Consider the following 20,504-nt stretch of genomic DNA (forward strand, 5'->3'; position numbering starts at 1 on the left):
ACGGACGTGCTCGTTGTCGACGATCAGGACCTGATCAGGGGAGGCATCGCCGCACTCCTGCGTGCCGCACCCGGATTCACCGGGGTCGCGGAGGCCTCGGACGGCGAGTCCGCGGTGGCCGCCGCGCTGGCCCGCCGGCCCGACGTGATCCTCATGGACATCCGCCTCCCGGGCATCGACGGCATCACCGCGGCCGAACGCATCCTCGCCGGCCAGCAGGGCACCCGGTCGCGCATCATCGTGCTCACCACCTTCGACGTGGACGAGTACGTGTACGCGGCGCTGCGCGCGGGCGCGAGCGGCTTCCTCCTCAAGGACACCCCGCCGGAGCGGCTGATCTCCGCGGTGACCACGATCGCCGGCGGCGACATGCTGTTCGCGCCCGCCGTGACCCGGCGACTCATCGAGGCCTACAGCACGCGCACCGAGGGGCCGTGCGTCGACGGCCACAGCCTGTCCCTGCTCACCAACCGGGAACAGGACGTGCTGCGGCTGGTGGCCAGGGGGCTCGGCAACGACGAGATCGCCGCCGAGCTCGTCGTCACGGAGGCCACCGTCAAGACGCATCTGCACCGCACGATGACCAAACTGGGGTTGCGCAGCCGTGCGCAGGCGGTCGCCGTCGCGTACGAAGCCGGACTGGTGGTGCCGGGCGCGGGTGACGGGAGTCACGCCGCGCCCCCGTCCGGCCCGTCGGCGGCCCGTGCCGGCGCGGTCCCCGCCCTGGGGCTGTCCGGCGTCCGCGCGCTCCGGCAGTGCCGAAGCGGAAGGTGATGAAGACCCGCGGCCCACGGCATTCCTTGATCATCTCAGGGGAAGCGGAAGACCGCGGCGGGGCGGCCGCCGCCCCCGGCCGGCACCCGATCCCCGGACGCGGGACGTCCGTTGGGGCGGAGGTCCCCGGCCCGAAAGAGCCGCGTTCCTTTGTGTGCACCTCGGTGACACCACCAGCAGGTTCGTGCGTTCCGCCAGTACGAAGTCCGCTGGCCCACGGAGCAGACTTCCCGCCGAGGGCCGCGGCTCGTCATGGGAGCCGACGCCACAGAACGAGGGGGAACCACTGCGATGAGTGGTCAGCTGTACGACGGCATCGGTGAAGCGTTCGAAGGTTTCAAGACCCTGCCCGTCATCCGCTACGCCGAGGTGCCGGGCTTCCTCGCCCTGGTCGGCGACGTCACCGGAAAGTCCGTGCTCGACATCGCCTGCGGCACCGGCTTCTACAGCCGTGAGCTCAAGCGCCGCGGCGCGTCCCGGGTCTTCGGTTTCGACATCTCCGGCGCGATGGTCGACGCGGCCAAGGCGATCGAGGGAGCCGAGCCCCTCGGCATCGACTACGAGGTCGCGGACACGACCACCCTGCGCGAGTTCGACCGGCCGTTCGACGTGGCCATCGCCGTGCAGGCGTTCAACTACGCGGGCGACGTCGCCGAGATCGAGCGGATGATGCGCAACATCCGGCGCAGCCTCGTCGCCGGCGGCTCGTTCAACCTGTTCGTGCAGGACCCCGGCTACGACTTCGGCGGCCCGTCGCTGGAGAAGTACGGGTTCCTGCTCGAATCGACCGGCAAGGACAACGAGATCGGCAGCGGAATCCGGCTCACCGCCCTGCTCGACCCGCCGGTCTCCTTCGAGGCCACCACTCCCTCGAAGGAGACGTACGAGCAGACCCTGAAGGCGGCCGGATTCACCGGGATCGAGTGGGTCACCCTCGAAGTCTCGGACGCCGGGGTGGAGAAGTACGGCGAGGAGTACTGGGCCGACTACACCGCCAACCGGCCGCTGACCATGATCCGCTGCACCGCCTGACCGGGGGCTCACGACGCCGGCCCGGCCCTCCTGGGGGCGGGCCGGTCCGTCGTTCTACGCTGCTCCGGTGACCATGGAGCTGACCACTCTGACGACGGTGGCCTTCCGGGGCCGGGAGATATCCGCACCCCGGCTGCGGGCACTGATCGCCCTGCTCGCCGGCGAGTTGCCCGCGGGATGCGGTACCGCGCGGCTGATCGACGGGCTCTGGCCGGACGAGCAGCCGGCGCGTCCGGTCAAGGCGCTGCAGATCCTCGTCTCGCGGGCGCGTACGCAGCTGGGGGCCGAGGTCATCGCCAGTACGCCGGGCGGGTACCGGCTGGCCCTCGGCGAGGACCGGGTCGACGCCTCGGCCGTCCTGCTGCACACCGCCGCGTGCGCGGAGAGGTCCCGCTCCGGCGACCACGCCGGGGCGCTCGCCGAAGCCGAAGCGGGGCTGGCGCTGTGGGGGGCGGCCGGCGCCGGGCACGGGGAACCCGTACTCGGCGATCCGCTGTCCGCGCTCAGGGCCGAACGGCGCCCGGCGTACCGCGCGCTGCTCCGCGCCCGGGCGCTCGGGCTGGCGCGCACCGGCCGGGAGCCCGAGGCGCTGGAGCCGCTGGCGGAGCTCGTACGGGAACTCCCGCTTGACGAGGAACTGCTGCTGGAGCTGGTCCGCTGCGAGGCGGCCACCGCGGGCGCCTCCGCCGCACTGGCCAGCTACGACCGCTACCGCCGCGCACTCCGTGACGAGCTGGGCACCGACCCCGGGCCGGCCCTGCGCGCCCAGCACCGGGAACTGCTGCGGGCCGGCGCGCCGGCGGTGCGCAGGGGAGTGCCGCACGAGCCCAACGAACTCCTGGGCCGCGCGGGCGACATCGCCGCGGTGACCCGGCTGCTGCGCACCTCCCGCGTCACCTCGATCGTGGGCCCCGGCGGGCTCGGCAAGACCCGGCTCGCCGCCGCCGTCGGCCGGGACGCGGCGCAGCGCACCGTCCACCTGGTCGCCCTCGCCGGTGTCACCGGCGACGCGGACGTCGCGGGCGAGGTCGCCTCCGCCCTCGGGGTCGCCCAGCCCCGTCTCGTGCCCCCGGGCGGCTTCGGCCCCCCGGGCGGCTTCGGCCCCCCGGCCGACGTGCTGACCGGCATCGTCGGCGCCCTCGGTCCCGGCCCGGTGCTGCTGGTGCTGGACAACTGCGAGCACGTGCTCGACGGGGCCGCCGAACTGGTCCGGGCGCTGGTCGCCATGACCGGTGACCTGCGGATCCTCACCACCAGCCGGGCACCGCTCGGCCTGTCCTCCGAATCGGTCTACCCGCTGCCCGAGCTCGATCAGGCCACGGCGGTGCGGCTGTTCGAGCAACGGGCCCGGGCCGCGCGTCCCGGCGTGGAACTCCCCGTCCGCCAGGTCGCGGAGCTCTGCCGGCGCCTGGAGGGGCTGCCGCTCGCCGTGGAGCTGGCGGCCGCGCGGGTGCGGGTCATGTCCGTCGCGGACATGACCCGGCGCCTGGAGGACCGGTTCGCACTGCTCCGCGGCGGGGCCCGGGACGCACCCCGCCGGCACCGCACCCTGCACGCCGTCGTCGACTGGAGCTGGAACCTCCTCGAACCGGCCGGGCGGACGGCCCTGCGCGCCCTGTCCGTGTTCCCGGGCGGCTTCACGGCCGAGGCGGCCGCGCAGGTGCTCGGTGACGACGTTCCGGAGGTCCTGGACGTCCTGGAGGACCTGGTCGACCAGTCCCTGCTCAAGGTCGCCGACACCGGCACCGGCACCCGCTTCCGGATGCTGGAGACCGTACGGGAATTCGGTGCCGCGCACCGGGACCGGGCCGGCGAGACGGAGCGCGTCACCGGGCGGTTCCTGCTCTGGGCACGCGACTTCGGCGTCGCCCGGCACGGCGCGCCCTTCGGCCCGGATCCGTACGCCGCATGGCGCGCCGTCAAGGCCGAGCAGGACAACCTCGTCCGCGCCCTGCGGCTCGGCCTCGCCCGCCGGGACGCGCCCACCGTCGCGGCGGCCTGCGCCGTCCTGTGCACCCTGTGGGCCACCGAGGCGAACTACGCGCGGCTGATCCCGCTCTCGGCGGAAGCCGGCGGACTGCTCTCGCACCACCGGCCGGAACCCGCCCACGTCGAGGCGGCCCGCACCGCCGCGGTGCTGCTCGCCGTCAGCCCGCTGCTGGGCGGCGCCCCCGCTCCGCCGCGCCTCCTCGTCCTCCTGCGCCGGCTGCCTCCGGCCCCCGCGGACACCCCCGTCAGGGCGCTCGCCACCGTCCTGCGCGCCGCTCCCGAGGTCTTCGGGACCGACCGCACGCTGCTGGACGCGTTCCGTGGCAGCCGCGAGCCCCTGCTCGCCGGGGTCGCCGAGGGACTGGCCGGCTACCTGTGGGAGAACGGGCACGAACCGGAGCGGGCCATGGCGGCCGCCCGGCGGACGCTCGCCGCCATCGAGGGCCACCGCGTTCCATGGCTCCAGGTCGTGGCCCTGTCCCGGCTGGGCGAACTGTGCCTGCACGCGGAGCGGGGGGAGGAGGCGCTGCGCCACCTGCACGAGGCCGTACGCGTCCTCGACCGGCTCGGCGACTGGCCCGACACCATGGGCCTGCGCTGGGGCATGGTGCTGGGGAACCTCCAGACGGGTGAAGTGGACGAGGCGGAACGGTGGCTGGAGCTGGCCCTGAGGAACCGGCCGGAGGAGAGCGCGGACGTCCCGACCCCCGAACTGGGGGCGCGCGCCGAGATCGAGCTCGCGCGGGGCGGGACGGAGAAGGGCCTGATGCTCTGGCGCCGGGCCGCGGCCCTCCCGGAGCGGTCCGGCGAACCGGTCTTCGGCCTCGAAGTGGACCTGGAGCCCTGGGTCCTGGAGATACGGGCGGCCGCCGTGACCGCCCATGCGCGGCACGGCCGGCTCGACCTGGTGGAGCGGCTCACCGCCCGCCTCCCGGAACGCGCGACGGCCCGGCTGGAACGGGGCGCCCCGGCGGACCTCCCGGTCTGCGGCGCGCTGCTGCTCGCGCTGGGGACGGCCGACCTCGCCCGGGGAGGCGCGCAGGGCAGCGCGGCCACGGTCCGCGGCGGCGTACGGCTGCTCGCGCTGACGGAGTACTTCCGGTGCCTGCGGACCTTCCAGCCGACCATGTCCTCCGCCCGCGCCCGGGAGGCGGCCCGACGCGCCGACGGGGCGGCGTACGAGGACGCGGTGTCCCGGTACGCCGCCCTGGGCCGGGACGAACTACGGCGAGCGGCCCTCGACCTGCTGCGCGACAGGGAGAGGGATCACGGCTGACCGGCTCACCCGGCCGGGATCACAGCCGCACCGGCAGCCGCATCAGGTGGAAGCCGTCCCCGGGCCAGTGGCCGAACTCCAGGTCCTGGCGGGCGACGGCCAGTTCCGGAACCGGCCGCCGGACGAGCAGCCGGTCGAACACCACCCCTGTCACCAGGTTCCCGAGCGGGGCGCCGATGCAGTGGTGCGCACCGTGCCCGAAGGCGAGGTGGGTCCTGCCCCGCCCGGCCTCCCTGCCGATGTCGAGCCGCCCGGGCTCCTCGCCGTACACGGCCGGGTCGTGGTTCGCCGCCAGCAGGGCCACGGTCACGGCCTCGCCCCTGCGCAGCGCGGTCCCGGCGAACTCGAAGTCCTCGGTGGCGTACACCGTGGCTCCGATCCGCAGGAGCGTGACGTGCCGCAGGAGTTCGGGCACGGCCCGCGCCAGCAGCTCCGGGTCGGCGCGGAGCCGGGCCAGCTCGCCGGGGTGGTCGAGCAGGGTGAGGACGGCGTGGGCCAGGAAGAGGGCGGGCGGGGTGATCCCGGTGTTGATGAGCAGGAACACCATGGCGACGATCTCGTCCTCTGCGAGCGCGTCCGCGCCGCCCTCCCGGGCGCCTTCCAGCAGGGCGGTGATCAGGTCGTCGGCGGGGACGGCCTTCCGCCTCCCGATCAGGGACTTGACGTACTCGACGACGCCGGCGAGGCCGTCGCTCATCCTGCTGCCGTCGCCGTACGCGAAGTCCCGGATCCAGTCACAGACCCGGGCCCGGTCCGCGGCGTCGACGCCGACCAGCTCGCAGATGACGGAGGTGGCCAGGGGATAGGCGAACTCGTTCAGCAGGTCGGCCTCCTCCCGCCCGGCCAGCTCGCCGATCAGCCGCTCGGCGGTCTCCTCGACGAAGGGCCGCAAGGACGCGACGCGCCGGGCGGTGAAGGCACGGGTGAGGGGGGCCCGGCGGCGGGCGTGCTCCTCGCCGTCGAAGAAGGCCAGGTGAGCGGAGACGTACTGCACGTGCTCGGACGGGAGCCCGCCCAGCGGCTCCAGCAACTCCTCCTGCGCGTCGGGTCCTTCGACGCCACCGGGCACCCTGTTCCGGTCCCTGATCAGCCGGGGCTCGGTGAGCGCGGCCTTGACGTCCTCGTAGCGGGTGACGAGCCGTACCGGCGTCCGCAGGCCCGGGAGCACGACGCGGGGCAGACCGCCCTCCTCGCGGAGGCCGGCGTACCCGGCCCCGGGGTCCTGGAGCCGGTCGGGGGACAGGTGGTGGATGGTCTCGCTCATGGCGGTCCTCTCGTGGCGGTGGGTGTCCACGGAGCTTGCGGCCGCCCGGCTTCAACGCGGCTTCACACCGGTTTCATCGATGCCCCCCGTGAGAACGCGGCGTTGGTTAGGGTTTTGGCGTGTTTGGAATCCTGCTGAAGAGCGGCCGGCCGACGTCCGCGGCGATACCCCCGCTGTTACGTGTGTGGCTCGGGCTGATCGCGGCCCTGGCCGCCCTGGTGGTCCTCGGGCTCGGGGTCCTGTACGCCGATGCCGGTGAGCCCGGCACCGTGGACGCGCGGATCGGGGAGGCGGTGTACGGGGTGGGGCCGTCCTGGCGCTACCTCGCCCTGGCCACGGACTTCCTGGGGGAGCCCGTGGGAGCGGCGGTGCTGGTGGTGGCCGCCGTGACGGTCTGCCTGCTGCTCCGGCGCCCTCGCGCCGCGGTGCTCGTCGTGGCCGGCGCCGCCCTGGCCGTGGGGACGGCGACGCTGCTCAAGTCCCTGGTGGGACGCACCATCCACGGCGACAACCTGTCCTACCCGAGCGGGCACACCGCCTTCGCCACCGCGCTCGCCCTCGCGGTGGCGCTGCTCGCGACCGGCCGGCTCGGCCTCGGCAGGACGGCCGGCACGTCGCTCGTGCTCGCCGCGGCGCTGGTCGCCGGCGCCGCGATGGGCTGGGCGCAGGTCGCCCTGGGCGCCCACTACCCGACCGACGTCCTGGGCGGCTGGTGCACCGCGCTTGCGGTGGTGCCGGCGACCGCGTGGCTGGTGGACCGGGCGGCCGACGCCGGCCGGCGCGAGCGCCGCTGACGCGCCACGCCGGCCACCTCACCTCACGTCACGCCAGGCGGCGGAAGACGGGCTTCACCGGTCGTCCCGCCAGCCAGGGAGCGGGGTCGGCGGCGTCCAGCGCCTTGCGGTACACCGCACACGCCTGGGCCACCACGTCGACGGTGTGATCGATGTCGGCGTCGGTGAGCGCGCTGCTCACCACGAACGACGGGGCCAGCACCCCGCCCGCCAGGAGCCGGCGCAGGAACAGGGTGCGGTACTCCTGCGACGGCTGCCCGTTCTCGTCGAGGGTGGCGAAGACCAGGTTGCTGGCCCGGCCCCGGAGGACGACGTGGTCACCGACGCCCATGCCGGCCGCGGCGTCGCGGACCCCGGCGGCCAGCCGCTCGCCGAGGGCGTGCAGCCGCGCCGTGACGCCCTCCTCGACGTAGGTGGCCTGCACGGCCATCGCGGCCGCCAGCGAGTGGGTCTCCGCACCGTGCGTGGTGGACAGCAGGAACACCCGGTCGCCGGAGTGGCGCAGCCCGCCCCGCTCCATCAGGTCGCGGCGCCCGGCCAGCGCGGAGACGGCGAACCCGTTGCCCAGCGCCTTGCCGAACGTGGAGAGGTCGGGGACCACGCCGTACAGGCCCTGGGCGCCCGCCTCGGACCAGCGGAAGCCGGTGATCATCTCGTCGAAGACCAGGACGCAGCCGTGCCGGTCGGCCAGCTCGCGCAGACCGGCGAGGTATCCGGGCGGCGGCTCGGTGTGGGTGGCGGGTTCGAGGACCAGGCAGGCGACCTCGTCCGGGTACCGGCTGAGGAGCTCCTGAGTGGCGGCCAGGTCCCCGTAGGGGAACGTCACGGTGAGCTCGTTGACCGCGTCCGGAATGCCGGCGGACATCGGCGTGGTGCCGATGAACCAGTCGTCCGTGGAGAAGAACGGATGGTCGGCGCAGACCGCCACCCGCCGGCGCCCGGTGGCGGCACGGGCGAGGCGTACCGCGGCGGTGGTGGCGTCGGAGCCGTTCTTCGCGAACTTCACCATCTCGGCGGTCGGCACCGTGGCGAGGAAGCGCTCCGCGGCCTCGACCTCCACGATGGACGGCCGCACGAAGTTGCTGCCGCGGCCGAGTTCGCGCCGTACCGCCTCGATCACGCGCGGGTGGGCGTGGCCGAGGCTGACGGACCGCAGGCCGGAGCCGTACTCGACGTAGCGGTTGCCGTCGACGTCCCACACGTGGGCACCGCTGCCGTGGCTGATGACCGGGGCCAGGTCCTCGGGGTACTGGTCGTCGCCCTTGGCGTAGGTGTGCGCGCCCCCGGGGACCAGGGCGTGCAGCCGTTCGTTCGCCGCCCGCGACCGCGGCAGGCGGAGCTCTCGGTTGTCTTCGGTGTCCACGCCGGCCTCAGCTCTCGTTCTGCTTCAGGACCTCGGCGAGGCTCGGCGCCTCCCGGTCCCGCTGGGACATCAAGGTGACCGGCAGCGGCCACGGGATGGCGAGCTCCGGGTCGTCGAAGGCGATCGTCACGTCCTCGGTCGGATCGTGCGGGCGGTCGATCCGGTACGAGGTGTCGGCGGTGTCGCTCAGCGCCTGGAAACCGTGCGCGCACCCCGCCGGGACGTACACGGTCGCCTGCGTCTCGCCGGACAGCTCGAAGAAGGCCCGGTTGCGGTACGTCGGCGAGTCCGGCCGCAGGTCCACGACCACGTCGAAGATGCTCCCGTACGAGCAGCGGACCAGCTTGGCCTCGCCGGCGCCGGAGCGCAGGTGCAGGCCGCGCAGCACGCCCCGGACCGAGCGGGACAGGCTGTCCTGGATGAAGGCGTCCGGGTCGAGGCCCACCGAGCGGACCACGTCGGCGTCGAAGGTGCGGCAGAAGAAGCCGCGCTCGTCGGCGTACGGCGTCGGTTCGAAGAGGTACGCGCCGGCGATCGCCGGGACTTCGGTCGCTTTCATGGGGTCTCCCGAGTGGCGTGGGCGTGGGCATGGGCATGGCCGTGGGCGCGGCCCCGGGTGCGGCCGGCCGCCGGGAACAGGGCCGCGGTCAGGGCGGCGAACTGGTCCTCCAGGAGCCGGGCGGCGACCAGGTTCCGCTCGGCGAGGGTCCGGCGCAGCTCCGCCGACCGCTCCTCCAGCTCCCGGAACTGGCCGAGCAGCCGGTCGGCGTCGACCTCGCGGGCCGGGTGGCGGTACGCGTCCAGCCCCATCCGGGCCATCAGCGCGTCGCTCTTCGCCGCGTAGCTCAGTGCGAGCGTCGGCGTGCCGGCCTTCAGCGCGCAGACCAGGTTGTGGTAGCGGGTCGCCACCACGGCACCGGCGGCCGCCGCCTCCTTCATCAGGTCGGCCAGCGAGGCCGCCCCGGCGGCGGTGACCAGCGGCGAGTCCACCGCTTCGAGGATCGCGGCGACCACCGGAGCGTCGCACTCGTCGCCGGTGAGCAGCCGGACCGGCCTGCCCTCCTCGACCAGCGCGCGGACGAAGCGGGTCGTCCCGTCGAGGTAGCGCCGGTGGATCTCCTCGGCCCGGGCCCGGTCGTCGTTGCCGCCGTGGAAGTCCATGACACCCACGCAGACCGGGCCCGGCGCGTCCGAGGGCACGCCCGCCGGCGGCGTCGGCAGGGCGAACGCGAGGTCCGGGTACACCTCGTCGCGCGAGGTGTCCACGCCCATCGCCCGCATCGCGTCGCGGGACGGGCCGTCCCGGTACGACCGGTACGCGGCCAGCCGGGCCGACCAGCGCACCAGCGCCCGGGTCGGCCGGTCGCCGATCGGGGCGGCGCCGACGCCGACCAGCGCGACCCGGGTGCCCAGCAGCCGCCCGCTCGCGCACAGCAGCAGCAGCGAGTACGGGAAGCCCCACGGCCGCAGCGGCAGCGTGGCCTCCAGGACCCCCATGCCCGGCACGATCACCACGTCGTGCCGGCGCACCCAGGCGGCGGTGCGGAAGACGTCGACGAGCTTGCCCAGGCCCTTGCCGGCGATCGCGCCCGCACGGGACGCGGTCCGGTACTCCCCGCGGTACCAGTGCAGCCGCGTCGCGGGGATCCCGTACCGGGCCGCGACGACCTCGGGTCCGCCGCAGAGGGCGTCCACCGCCGCCTCCGGGTGCGCGCCGCGGAGGTACCCGAGCACCGCCTCCAGCGACCCGTCGTTGCCGAGGTTCCCGGAGCCGAGCAGGCCGAACACCCCGACCCGCACCGGGGTTCCGTCCGCGGACCTCACGCCCCCCTCCCCTCACGGCCGGCGACGAGGTCGTCGACGGAGACGGCGAGCCCGGCCGGGACGACCGGGGCACGGTCCTCGACCCGTTCGCCGGCGCCCGGCCTGGCCCGGCTGGCCATCCAGACGGCCAGGTGGCGGTAGCAGGCGCGCCGGTCGGCCGCCGACAGCGGCGCCCGCCCGATCGCCCCGAGGAACCCCAGGACGTACTCGGCGAGCAGCCGGGGCGTCGGGTGCAGCGCGCCCGCCCGGCGCGGGTCCAGGTTGACGCACCGGGAGCGCTTGCCGGGGTTCGCCCGCTCGGCGCGGGTGGGGTGGTCGCGGCGGAAGTACAGCAGCTCCGGCACCTGGTGGAAGGGCCCGTTCAGGACGATCTCGGCGACGAACGTGCGGTCCGCGTGGTGGTAGCTGTCGTGCGGCTTCACCCGGCGCAGCACGTCGGCCCGCATCACCCCGTAGAAGTCGTCGCCACCGGGCTCGAACAGGAAGCTGCGGAAGCGCTCCGGTGCGCGCGGCGAGTCGGTGGCGATCCCGTACTCGTACGGGACCTTCACCCGGCCGTCGCCGTCGATGACGGCCTGGCCGCTGTGCGCCAGGATCACGTCCGGCCGCTCGTCCAGCGCCTCCACGCAGCGCTTCAGCAGGTCCCGGGCGTACAGGTCGTCGTGCGAGGCCCACTTGAACAGCTCGCCGCGGCACTCGGTGAACACGTGGTTGTGGTTCGGCGCGGCGCCGATGTTGCGGGGCAGCCGCAGGTATCGGATGCGCGAGTCCCGCGCGGCGTACTTGAGACAGATGTCCCGGGTCCCGTCGGTCGAGGCGTTGTCGGAGATGACCAGCTCGAAGTCCTCGTAGGTCTGGCCGAGCAGGGCGTCGAGCGACTCGGCGAGGTACTCCTCGCCGTTGTACACGGGCAGGCCGATGCTCAGCCTGGGACGGTCGTTCACGGTGTCCTCACTTCGCGGATGGAATTCGTGCGCTCGCGCAGGGCGGACCGCAGGTGCAGCCACCACACGGCCGAGCCGCAGGCGGTCGCGGCGGCGACGCCCCAGGCCGACCCGACCGTGCCGGCCAGGGCGGCACCGCCGAGCCCGCCCGCGGCGTAGCAGGCGGAGGCGAACAACTGACTGCGCAGGCTGCGCCGGGCCGCACCGAGCGCCCGCAGCCCGGCCGCCGCGCCGGTGCCGAGGCCGGCGCCCGCGACGCCGAGCGTGGCCGGCACGATCAGCTGCGAGGCCGAGCCCCAGACGTCCCCGAGCACGAGCCCGCCGAGCCGGTCCGGCACCAGCAGCAGCGCCGCGCCCCAGAGCAGCGCGGCGACGGCCTGCACGCCGCCGAGCAGGAGACAGAACACGCCGAGGCGGTGCGGGGCCCGCCGCAGTACCCGGGCCGCCTCCGCGACCGTGACCAGCGACAGCCCCATCAGCACGGCGAGGAACGGGCCGAGCAGCAGCTCGGCGCCCCGGACCACGCCCACCGCGCTGACCCCGACGATCGCGCCGAGCCCGTACGCCCGCAGCTGGCTCGCGCCGCTGACGCAGGTGTTCTCGACCAGGTACCGGTAGCCGAGGTCGCGGTGCTCGCGGACCCACTCGCGGGAACCGGCCAGGCGGGGCCGGATCCCGGACTGGAAGCAGCCGTACGCCGCGGCCACCGCGGCGGACGCGCCCCAGGCGAGCACGAAGGCGGACACGCTGCCCACACGGGCGGCCACCACCATGGCCGGGACGAGCGCGACGCCCCACACCACGTCGTTGACGAAGGCCTTGCGCCCGGTCCCGGCGGCGAAGAACGCGTACCGCCAGGCGTCCTGCAGCAGCAGCCCCGGCAGCACGACGCCGAGGCAGGCGAACGCGGTCCCCACGGCCCCGCCGAGCCCCAGCCCGGCCACCAGGCACGCCGCGCCGATGGCGCCGCCGACGCCGAGCGCGGTACCCGACGACCGGGCCACCGCCCCGCGCCAGGCCGCCTCCGGCACACCGCTGAAGCGCACCACGAGGGGGTCCGTGGCCAGCCCGCGGGAGACGCTGAGCACCACCCCGTAGGTCACCCAGGCCAGGCTGAACACGCCGAACGCGGCCAGCCCCAGCGAGCGCGCCACGTAGATGCCCACCGCGAAGTTGGACACGCTGGAGGCCGCCTGGTCGGCCAGTCCCCAGGACAGCCGGCCGAGGACGGCCCGCTTGGCGGCCCGCGGGGCGGTGTCCGCGTCCGGGGCCGCCGGTGCCGTCGTCTTCTCCCCCTCGGTGGGCACCGGCGTCACGCCTTGATCAGCCCGGCGCCGTGCAGCGCCCCGGCCGCGGCGGCCACGGTGTCGAACGCCAGCCCGGACCGCTCGGCGACGTCCAGCAGGCTGTGCTCGCCGTCGGAGAGGCTGAGCACCCAGAGCACGGCCATCTGGGCCTCCTTCGCGTCGCTGCGGCCGCCGAGCGAGTCGTACAGCCCGCGCCGGCCCAGCTGGGGTTCGCCGTACGGGCTGAGGTTCTGGTACCGCCGGTTGCGGTCCAGCACGGCGAACGCCTCCTGGCAGAGGGCGAGGGTGTCCGCCATCGCCTCCGGGGTGACGAAGTCCGGGTTGTCCGCCGAGGTGTGGTACTCGGGGTACCCGGCGTACGGGGTACGGCTGAGCGAGCCCACGCCGAGGTCGAACCCCGGCGAGCAGAACTGCCGCTCGTCGTAGCCGTACGGCGTGAACTCGGTGATCCGGTGCGGACGTCCGGAGGCCCGCAGCACGTGCCGCAGCACCCGGTCGATCTCCGCGTCGCCGCGCCTGCTCTGCTTGTACGTCAGCCGGCCCGGGTCGCCGGCGCAGGCCAGCACCAGGCCGTGCCTGACCCGGTCGATCCGCTCCGCGTTGCGGGCCAGCCAGGTGATCGCCCCGATGGTGCCGGGCGCGAACAGGAACCGGTAGGTGTAGTACGGGGTCCGCTCCGCGAGCGCCCGGGCCAGGAAGGCGGCCACCGCGATGCCGGCCAGGTTGTCGTTGGCCAGCGACGGGTGGCAGACGTGGCAGGAGACGATCACCTCGTCGGAGACCCGACCGGGGACCACGTGCTCGGCGTAGGTGAGGTGGCCGTCCGCGAGCGTGGAGTCGACGCGCACCTCGTAATCCCCGTCCGGCAGCGCGTCCAAGGTCTCCTGGGCCAGGCAGAACCCCCACTCCGGCTTGTAGTAGCTGGTGCGGTACGGCACCCAGGAAGGGTGGTCGGGCAGGGTGTGCAGGTGCGCCCGCAGCTCGGACAGCGGCATGGTCGCCGACACCGGCACGCTGTAGCCGAGCACGTGCAGGCTGGACGCGGCGAAGTCCACGACCCGCTTCCCGGACGCGTCGGCGACGTACGCGTCCCGGATGTTCCACTCCTGCGGCACCGTCCAGTCCAGCACCTGCGTCCCGGTCGGAACCTCGTGCACCTCCAGCGGGACGTACTCGCCGACGATGTCCAGGGTGGCGCGCACACCGTCGCCGGTGATGCTCCGGCACAGCGGGTACAGCCGCTCCACCAGCGCGTGCATCTCCTGGCCGAGCGCGGTCACCGGCGCCACCGCAGGGTGTCGTCGACCGCACCGGCCCCGGAGGCCGCGCGCAGCACGGCCAGCCGGGTGAAGCGCTGCTCGAAGTCCTGGCGGGTCAGCCCGTGTTCGCGGTAGGCGTCGGCGAGTTCGAGCGCGCCCTGCTTCACCGTCCACTCGCACTCGAAGCCGGGCACCGCGGCACGGAACCGGGAGAAGTCCACCCGGTACGACCGCGGATCGGCACCGGTCTCCCCGGTGATCACCACCTTCGAGCCGGCCACCGCGTCGGCGACCTGCCCGGCGATCTCGGCGACGGTGACGTTGTTGGTCTCGCTGCCGATGTTGAAGGCCCGGTCGTGCACCGCCTCGCGCGGCGCCTCCAGCGCGGCCGTGAAGGCCCGTGCGATGTCGGCGGCGTGCACCAGCGGGCGCCACGGGGTGCCGTCGGACATCACCAGCACCTCGCCGGACAGCAGGGCGTGGCCCACCAGGTTGTTCACGACGATGTCGGCGCGCAGCCGGGGGGAGTAGCCGAAGGCGGTGGCGTTGCGCATGTGCACCGGGCTGAAGTCGCCGTCGGCCAGCGCGTGCAGATCGTCCTCCACCCGCACCTTGGACTCCGCGTACGGCGTCACCGGGCGCAGCGGGGCGTCCTCGGCCACCAGGACGTCGCCGCCGGCGGCGCCGTAGACCGAGCACGTCGAGGCGTACAGGAAGCGCCGCACTCCGGCGTCGCGGGCCAGCCGGGCCAGCCGCACGGACGCGTGGTGGTTGATGTCGTACGTGAGCTCCGGCGCCAGCGATCCCAGCGGGTCGTTGGACAGCGCGGCCAGGTGGATCACCGCGTCCGCCCCGGCCACGTCCTCGGCGGTGACGTCGCGCAGGTCCACCCGCCGCCCCGGCGGGTCCGCGGGCCGCGGGCCCAGCACGCAGTCGGCGAACAGGCCGGAGTCCAGGCCGACGACCTCGTGGCCGGCGGCCGCGAGCACCGGGGCCATCACGGTTCCCAGGTAGCCCTGATGTCCGGTCAGCAGTACGCGCAAGGTTCAATCCCCCAGGTTCAGAGTGAGTTTGGTGACGGCGAACGCCTCGGCGTAGCGCGCGTGGCATTCGATGCCGCGGATCCGGGCCAGCCCGAGGAAGGCCTCCCGGTCGTACCAGGGGCGGTGCCGCTGCGAGGGGTAGTGCTCCTGCAGCAGCCGCACCTTCCGCTCGGCGGTCTCCGGCGACAGCGGCTGGTACGCCGACGGACGGCCGAGATCGCCGTCCCACTTGACGATCTCGTAGCCGAGCACGAGGTGGTCGCGGAACGCGGTGGGCACCAGCCGCGCCAGGCCCCGGTGGTCCTGGTGCGCGTCGTCGGTGCGCGGGGCGAGCACGAGATCGGGATCGGTCCCCCCGCGCAGCTCCTCGACCGCGGCCTTGGCCTCGTCCCAGTGCGTCGGCAGCCGGCCGTCGGGCAGCTTGAGCACGGTGAGGCGCAGGTCGGCACCCGGACAGAACGCGGCGAGCGCGGCCTGCTCCTCCCGCTCCCGCTCGCTGCCGCCGCCGGAGAGCACCAGCGCGTCGACGCGGATGCCCGGCCGGGCCAGGCACAGGGTCAGCAGGGTGCCGCCGGCGCCGATGGCGATGTCGTCGCAGTGCGCGCCGACCGCGACGAGCCGGTCCACGCGCCCGGCACTGAGCTTGATCATGCGGTCCCCGCCCCGGTGCCCGCCCCGGCGCCGTGCCGCTCCCACACGGCCCACGGGCGGTCGCCCCGGGCGTAGGCCTCGTCGAGGGCGGCCCGCTCCTTCACGGTGTCGGTCGGCTTCCAGAAGCCCCGGTGCTGGTGCGCCACCAGCCGGCCGCTCTTGGCCAGCCGGGCGCATCCGTCGGCGACCAGGTCCCCGTTCTCCGGGATGTGGTCGAAGACCTCCTGGCGGAGCACGAAGTAGCCGCCGTTCTCCCACAGCGGCAGCTCGCTCACCGGGGTGATGCCCCCCACCAGGCCGTCCTCGCCCAGGTCCACGCAGTGGAACGAGGACTGGGGCGGCACCACCATCATCGAGGCGCCGGCGTCGCGCCGGGAGAACCGGTCGATCATCTCCGGCAGCGGCGCGTCGGTGAGCACGTCCGCGTAGTTGGCGAGGAACATCTCGTCGCCGTCCAGGTGGTGCCGCACCCGGCGCAGCCGCTCCCCGATCGGCGACTCGACGCCGGTCTGCGCGAAGGTGATCGTCCAGTCGGATATGTCGGTGGACAGCAGCTCCGTCCGCCCGCCCCGCAGCACGAAGTCGTTGGAGGTCGTCTCCTCGTAGTTGAGGAAGAAGTCCTTGATGTGGTGGGCCCCGTACCCGAGGCACAGGATGAACTCCTTGTGCCCGAAGTGCGCGTAGTAGCGCATGACGTGCCAGATCAGCGGCCGCGGGCCGACCATCGCCATCGGCTTGGGCACGTCGTCCGCGGCGCCGCTGCGCATCCGCATCCCGTAACCGCCGCAGAACAGTACGACCTTCATCGGTTGACCTCGACAATGCTCAGTTCCGGTATGGGGAAGACCAGCCGGCCGCCCCACTCGTGCACGAAGGACAGCTGCTCGACGAGCTCCGCCCGCAGGTTCCACGGGAGGACGAGGACGTAGTCCGGCCGGTCGGCGGCGATCTGCTCGGGCGCCAGGATCGGGATGCGGGTACCCGGGGTGAACCTGCCGTGCTTGTAGGGGTTGCGGTCGACCGTGTACGCGAGCAGGTCGGGCCGGATGCCGCAGTGGTTGAGCAGGGTGTTGCCCTTGCCCGGGGCGCCGTAGCCGACCACCGTCTCACCGCGCTCGACCGCCTCGATGAGGAACCGCAGCAGGTCCCGGCGCACCTTGGCCACCCGGGCGGAGAACTCGGCGTACCCGGACAGCTCCTGGAGCCCGGCCGCCTTCTCCCGGTCCAGCACCTCGGCCACCCGCCGGCCCGGCTCACCGGCCGCCTCGGCCGGCCGGGCCCACAGCCGGATGGAGCCGCCGTGCGTGGGCAGCAGCTCGACGTCCACGAGGGTGAGCCCGCCGCTCGCCAGCGCCCGGGCCGCCGACGCGACCGTGTAGTACTGGAAGTGCTCGTGGTAGACCGTGTCGTACTGGTTCTCCTCGATCAGGGTCAGCAGGTGCTGCACCTCGATCGAGACCCAGCCGTCGTCGGCGACCAGGGAGCGCAGCCCCTGGGTGAACCCGACCACGTCGGGGATGTGCGCGTACACGTTGTTGGCCACGACCAGGTCGGCCGGCCCGTGCTCGGCGCGGACGCCGGCGCCGGTGGCCGGGTCGAGGAACTCCGTGAGCGTGGGCACACCCGCCTCCCGCGCCGCCGCGCCGACGTTCACCGACGGCTCGATGCCGAGGCAGCGGATCCCCCGGTCCACCACGTGCCTCAGCAGGTACCCGTCGTTGCTCGCGACCTCGACCACGAAGGAGTCCGGGCCGAGACCCACCCGCTCCGCGGCGTCGGCGACGAACGTCCGCGCGTGCTCCACCCAGGAGGTCGAGAAGGAGGAGAAGTACGCGTACTCCTTGAACGTCTCCTCCGGCGTGATCAGCGGCGGGATCTGCGCCAGCCAGCAGTCCGTGCAGACCCGCAGGTGCAGCGGGTACGCGGGCTCCGGCAGGTCCAGCTGTTCCGCGGCGAGGAAGCTCTCGCACGGCGGGGTCGCCCCCAGGTCGACGACGCTCGCCAGCGCCGCCGAACCGCAGAGTCGGCATCGTGTCATCTACTGCCCCCATCCCGCCCGCGGCGGGTTGCCCCGCCGCGAGCCAGTCGTCCTTCGTTCCCCAACCGGTGGCGGGACCTCCCCGCCACCGGACCGACCCGCGATCGCGGTGCGGTACTCGTCCAGCAGTCGCTCCAGCCCGACCGCCGGGCTGAAGTCCTGCTCGTAACGGCGCCGGCCCGCCCGCCCCATCTCCTGGTTCCGGGCCGGATCGGCCGTGATCCGGCGTATGCACGACGCGAGCGAGGCGGACTCGCCCGGCTGGTGGAGCAGGCCGGTCACCCCGTCCTCGACGAGTTCGACGAAGGCGCCGTGACCGGCGGCGACGGTCGGGACCCCCGCCGCCATCGCCTCCACGACCACCAGGCCGAACGCCTCAAGCCAGGTCGAGGGAGCCACCACCGCCACCGACCGGGCGATGGCCCGCCGGCACTGTTCCGGGTCGTACAGGCCGGCGTAGCGCACGTCGTCCCGGCCCGCCGCCCAGGCGGTCACCTCCCGCTCCAGCGGCCCCGTGCCGGCGATCACGAGCGGTACCCCCACGCCGCCGTCCGCGGCCAGCTCGTCCCACGCGGCCATGAGCAGCCGGACGCCCTTGGCCTCCGCCAGCCGGCCGAGGTAGAGCAGCTGCTCGCCGGCGCCCGCCCGGAGGATGCCGGGGTCGGGCACGAAGTTGTGCTTCACCGCCAGCCGCCCGGGCGGCATGCCGGCCCGCACCAGGACGTCGCGCTGCGCCGCGGAGATGCACAGGAACCGCTCCACCCCCGACCACCACCGCCGCCGGTTGACCGACAGGCTGACCGCCAGTGGCACCGTGGCCGCCCGGGAGCCCCGGTAGCAGCCGTGCCGGACGGCGGGCAGCGGCGTCGCCCCGACGCACTCGGTGCACGGCCGGCCGTCCCGCTGGAGCGTGCCGGGCGGGCAGACCTGGGTGTAGTTGTGCAGCGTGGCGACGGCGGGCACGCCGGCGTCGGCGCAGGCGGCCAGCACCGCGGGCGACAGGAGCGGGAAGACGTTGTGGACGTGGACCACGTCCGGCCGGCCGGCGCGGAGCCGGGCGGCGAGCTCCCTGCGGACCGCAGGGTTCCACGGCACCAGCAGCGGCAGCGCGGCCTTGGCCGGCAGGGACAGGGCGCCGATGTCGTCGCTGCGCCGCTCGAACACCTCGACCCGGTGGCCGGCCGCGCGCAGCAGCTCCGCCTCCTGGTCGACGACCTTGTTCTCCCCGCTCGGCTGCGCCGAGGCGTAGCGGTTGTGCACCACGAGGACGTGCATGTTCAGGTCACCTCCCGGTCCGGGGTCCATCGGGGGACACGTCGTGCGGGGCCTTCGGCCGCCGGGAGCGTCGCGGCCCCGGCGGGCGGTACCGGTGCCGCCAGCAGCGAGGCGGCCACGGCCAGGTGCAGCAGGTACGGCGAGGCGTCGCCCAGCCCGGCCTCGGTGTACGAGGCGATCGCGCAGTAGCTGATCAGGAAGATCGCGCAGGCCCGCTCCAGCGACGGCGGCCGCAGCAGCGCGACGCCGCCCAGCACGACGAAGACCGCCGCCACGATCGCGGTGCCGGTGAGCCCCTGCTCGTTGTAGACGGCCAGCCAGCTGTTGTCGATCGGCAGCCCGCCGAACGACTTGTCGCCCAGGCCCATGCCGAACAGCTCCTCCGAGGCCGTCCGGCGGGCCGCCAGCAGGGCGTCCCACACCTTGGCCCGGCCGGTGAGGTTGGAGAAGTTCTCCTGGCTCTGCCCGCGCAGGAACCACGACTGCAGCGCGGAGGCGAACCCCACCGCGGCCACCGTGGCGCACAGCACCGCCCAGGCGGAGAACCGGCGGGCGGCGGAGCTGGTCGGCATCAGCGAGCCGATCGCCAGCGCCAGCCCGATGAACAGCCCGAGCGTCGCCGTCCGGGTATGGGTCAGCGCGAGCAGGACCAGGGACGGCACGATGACCACCGCCGCGCCGGCCCGGTCGGTCCTGCGGCCGAGTACGAGCAGCACCGTGAGCCCGATGATCACCGCGGCGTACTGCCCGATCTGCGGCGGGGTGAGCGGCCACAACGCGCCGACCAGCCGCCCGCCGTAGAGGTCGGGCATGGCCGCGCCCGGCGAGACGAGCAGCCCCGCGGCCACCGACCCGAGCACCGCGAGGTACATCCGGACGTGGTGCCGGACGAACGTCAGGCCGCCGTCCCACCAGCGGCTGAGCAGCCACAGCGTGCCGACGAAGAGGGCCAGCCGGGCGCAGCGGAACAGCGCGCCGAACCCGGACTCCAGGTGTGCGCTGGAGATCACGCTCGGCACCAGCAGCAGGGTGAGCAGGAACACGTAGGCGCTGGGCCGGACGCGCAGCCGGAGGTTGACCGAGAGCGCCAGCACGAAGGCGGCGACGAGCGCGCCCATAGTGGCCATCTGGATGAGGGACCGGGGGAGCGGAACGATGGTCTTCGCCCCGGCCGAGCCGAGCGTGTTGAGGATCAGCAGTCCCCAGACGATCCCGACGATCCTCTTCTCGCCCATCTCAACCACCGGCCCGCGGGCCGAAGGTGCTGCCCTGGTCCTGCTGGTACGGCGGGCCCTGCCACTGCCCGGAGTCGAGCACCCGGCTCGGGTCGTGGGCGACGAACTTCCACGGTCCGACGTAGACGTTGTCGTGCCAGCGGTTCTGCTGCTTGAGGGAGATCTCCTCGGCCACCTGTTCGCCCTGGTACGGAGACCAGTCCGGATAGGTGCCGTAGTTGGCCAGCACCGCCATGCGGTCGCACTTCGCGGTGCAGTCGACGACGGAGGTGTCCAGCACGAAGCGGTTGTCGTGGATGTCCACCCGTTGCGTCTTCCACCGGCAGTCGGCGTACAGCGGCGGGGGGGGGGGGGGGGGGGGGGGGGGGGGGGGGGGGGGGGGGGGGGGGGGGGGGGGGAGGGGGGGGGGGGGGGGGGGGGGGGGGGGGGGGGACGG

Annotated in this window: 17 protein-coding genes and 1 pseudogene; 4 read left to right on the plus strand and 14 right to left on the minus strand. The window is 74.1% G+C overall.

Going from position 1 to position 20,504, the window contains the following annotated elements; all coding sequences use genetic code 11:
* The first annotated feature begins 6 nt into the window (after nucleotides 1–6).
* The 3 genes from ACZ7IF_RS06215 to ACZ7IF_RS06225 all read left to right on the plus strand — a co-directional run bounded on the left by ACZ7IF_RS06215 (nucleotide 7) and on the right by ACZ7IF_RS06225 (nucleotide 5,071).
* Complete coding sequence (locus ACZ7IF_RS06215) at nucleotides 7–774, plus strand: response regulator (protein ID WP_470963864.1); 768 nt, start codon at nucleotides 7–9, stop codon at nucleotides 772–774.
* A gap of 291 nt (nucleotides 775–1,065) precedes the next feature.
* Nucleotides 1,066–1,806 carry a class I SAM-dependent methyltransferase gene (locus ACZ7IF_RS06220; protein ID WP_470963867.1) on the plus strand — a complete coding sequence of 247 codons (741 nt, stop codon included), beginning with the start codon at nucleotides 1,066–1,068 and terminating at the stop codon, nucleotides 1,804–1,806.
* A 67-nt stretch (nucleotides 1,807–1,873) separates the two neighbouring features.
* Entirely contained in the window at nucleotides 1,874–5,071 is a 3,198-nt protein-coding gene (locus tag ACZ7IF_RS06225) for an ATP-binding protein (RefSeq protein ID WP_470963870.1), read from the plus strand.
* A 19-nt stretch (nucleotides 5,072–5,090) separates the two neighbouring features.
* On the opposite strand, the gene ACZ7IF_RS06230 is transcribed toward ACZ7IF_RS06225, so the two are convergent.
* Entirely contained in the window at nucleotides 5,091–6,335 is a 1,245-nt protein-coding gene (locus tag ACZ7IF_RS06230; RefSeq protein WP_470963873.1) for a cytochrome P450, read from the minus strand.
* Between the two features lie 119 nt (nucleotides 6,336–6,454).
* On the opposite strand from ACZ7IF_RS06230, the gene ACZ7IF_RS06235 reads away from it, so the two are divergent.
* Entirely contained in the window at nucleotides 6,455–7,129 is a 675-nt protein-coding gene (locus ACZ7IF_RS06235) for a phosphatase PAP2 family protein (RefSeq protein WP_470963876.1), read from the plus strand.
* A 28-nt stretch (nucleotides 7,130–7,157) separates the two neighbouring features.
* Here ACZ7IF_RS06235 and ACZ7IF_RS06240 read toward each other — a convergent pair whose 3' ends face one another.
* From ACZ7IF_RS06240 to ACZ7IF_RS06300, 13 genes and pseudogenes are all read right to left on the minus strand, one after another.
* Entirely contained in the window at nucleotides 7,158–8,492 is a 1,335-nt protein-coding gene (locus ACZ7IF_RS06240) for a glutamate-1-semialdehyde 2,1-aminomutase (protein WP_470963879.1), read from the minus strand.
* A gap of 7 nt (nucleotides 8,493–8,499) precedes the next feature.
* Complete coding sequence (rfbC, locus tag ACZ7IF_RS06245) at nucleotides 8,500–9,051, minus strand: dTDP-4-dehydrorhamnose 3,5-epimerase (protein ID WP_470963882.1); 552 nt, start codon at nucleotides 9,049–9,051, stop codon at nucleotides 8,500–8,502.
* Nucleotides 9,048–10,316 (minus strand): polysaccharide pyruvyl transferase family protein, encoded by a 1,269-nt coding sequence (locus ACZ7IF_RS06250; protein ID WP_470963885.1) that lies wholly within the window; start codon nucleotides 10,314–10,316, stop codon nucleotides 9,048–9,050. The genes rfbC and ACZ7IF_RS06250 overlap by 4 nt, the downstream gene beginning before the upstream one ends.
* Nucleotides 10,313–11,260 carry a glycosyltransferase family 2 protein gene (locus ACZ7IF_RS06255; RefSeq protein ID WP_470963888.1) on the minus strand — a complete coding sequence of 316 codons (948 nt, stop codon included), beginning with the start codon at nucleotides 11,258–11,260 and terminating at the stop codon, nucleotides 10,313–10,315. The genes ACZ7IF_RS06250 and ACZ7IF_RS06255 overlap by 4 nt, the downstream gene beginning before the upstream one ends.
* Nucleotides 11,257–12,576: a hypothetical protein gene (locus ACZ7IF_RS06260; RefSeq protein ID WP_470963892.1), complete on the minus strand. Its 1,320-nt coding sequence runs from the start codon at nucleotides 12,574–12,576 to the stop codon at nucleotides 11,257–11,259. Before ACZ7IF_RS06260 ends, ACZ7IF_RS06255 begins: the two co-directional genes overlap by 4 nt.
* Nucleotides 12,573–13,856 (minus strand): DUF4910 domain-containing protein, encoded by a 1,284-nt coding sequence (locus ACZ7IF_RS06265; RefSeq protein ID WP_470963895.1) that lies wholly within the window; start codon nucleotides 13,854–13,856, stop codon nucleotides 12,573–12,575. Before ACZ7IF_RS06265 ends, ACZ7IF_RS06260 begins: the two co-directional genes overlap by 4 nt.
* Nucleotides 13,844–14,869 (minus strand): NAD-dependent epimerase/dehydratase family protein, encoded by a 1,026-nt coding sequence (locus ACZ7IF_RS06270; RefSeq protein ID WP_470963898.1) that lies wholly within the window; start codon nucleotides 14,867–14,869, stop codon nucleotides 13,844–13,846. Before ACZ7IF_RS06270 ends, ACZ7IF_RS06265 begins: the two co-directional genes overlap by 13 nt.
* A gap of 3 nt (nucleotides 14,870–14,872) precedes the next feature.
* Nucleotides 14,873–15,520, minus strand: coding sequence for a PIG-L deacetylase family protein (locus ACZ7IF_RS06275; protein ID WP_470963901.1), 648 nt, complete (start codon nucleotides 15,518–15,520; stop codon nucleotides 14,873–14,875).
* Complete coding sequence (locus ACZ7IF_RS06280) at nucleotides 15,517–16,326, minus strand: glycosyltransferase family protein (protein WP_470963904.1); 810 nt, start codon at nucleotides 16,324–16,326, stop codon at nucleotides 15,517–15,519. Before ACZ7IF_RS06280 ends, ACZ7IF_RS06275 begins: the two co-directional genes overlap by 4 nt.
* The gene (locus ACZ7IF_RS06285; protein WP_470963907.1) at nucleotides 16,323–17,558 is read right to left on the minus strand and encodes a class I SAM-dependent methyltransferase; all 1,236 of its coding nucleotides are present in this window, start codon (nucleotides 17,556–17,558) and stop codon (nucleotides 16,323–16,325) included. Before ACZ7IF_RS06285 ends, ACZ7IF_RS06280 begins: the two co-directional genes overlap by 4 nt.
* A complete protein-coding gene (locus ACZ7IF_RS06290; protein WP_470963910.1) occupies nucleotides 17,559–18,833 on the minus strand; it encodes a glycosyltransferase family 4 protein in 1,275 nt (424 codons plus the stop codon).
* 2 nt (nucleotides 18,834–18,835) lie between these two features.
* On the minus strand, nucleotides 18,836–20,068 hold the full coding sequence (locus tag ACZ7IF_RS06295; RefSeq protein ID WP_470963913.1) for an O-antigen ligase domain-containing protein: 1,233 nt from the start codon (nucleotides 20,066–20,068) through the stop codon (nucleotides 18,836–18,838).
* A 1-nt stretch (nucleotide 20,069) separates the two neighbouring features.
* Nucleotides 20,070–20,408 (minus strand): annotated as a pseudogene (locus tag ACZ7IF_RS06300) (right-handed parallel beta-helix repeat-containing protein); the annotation flags it as partial.
* Between the last annotated feature and the right edge of the window lie 96 nt (nucleotides 20,409–20,504).

The organism is Streptomyces sp. NPDC037421 (assembly GCF_055602105.1).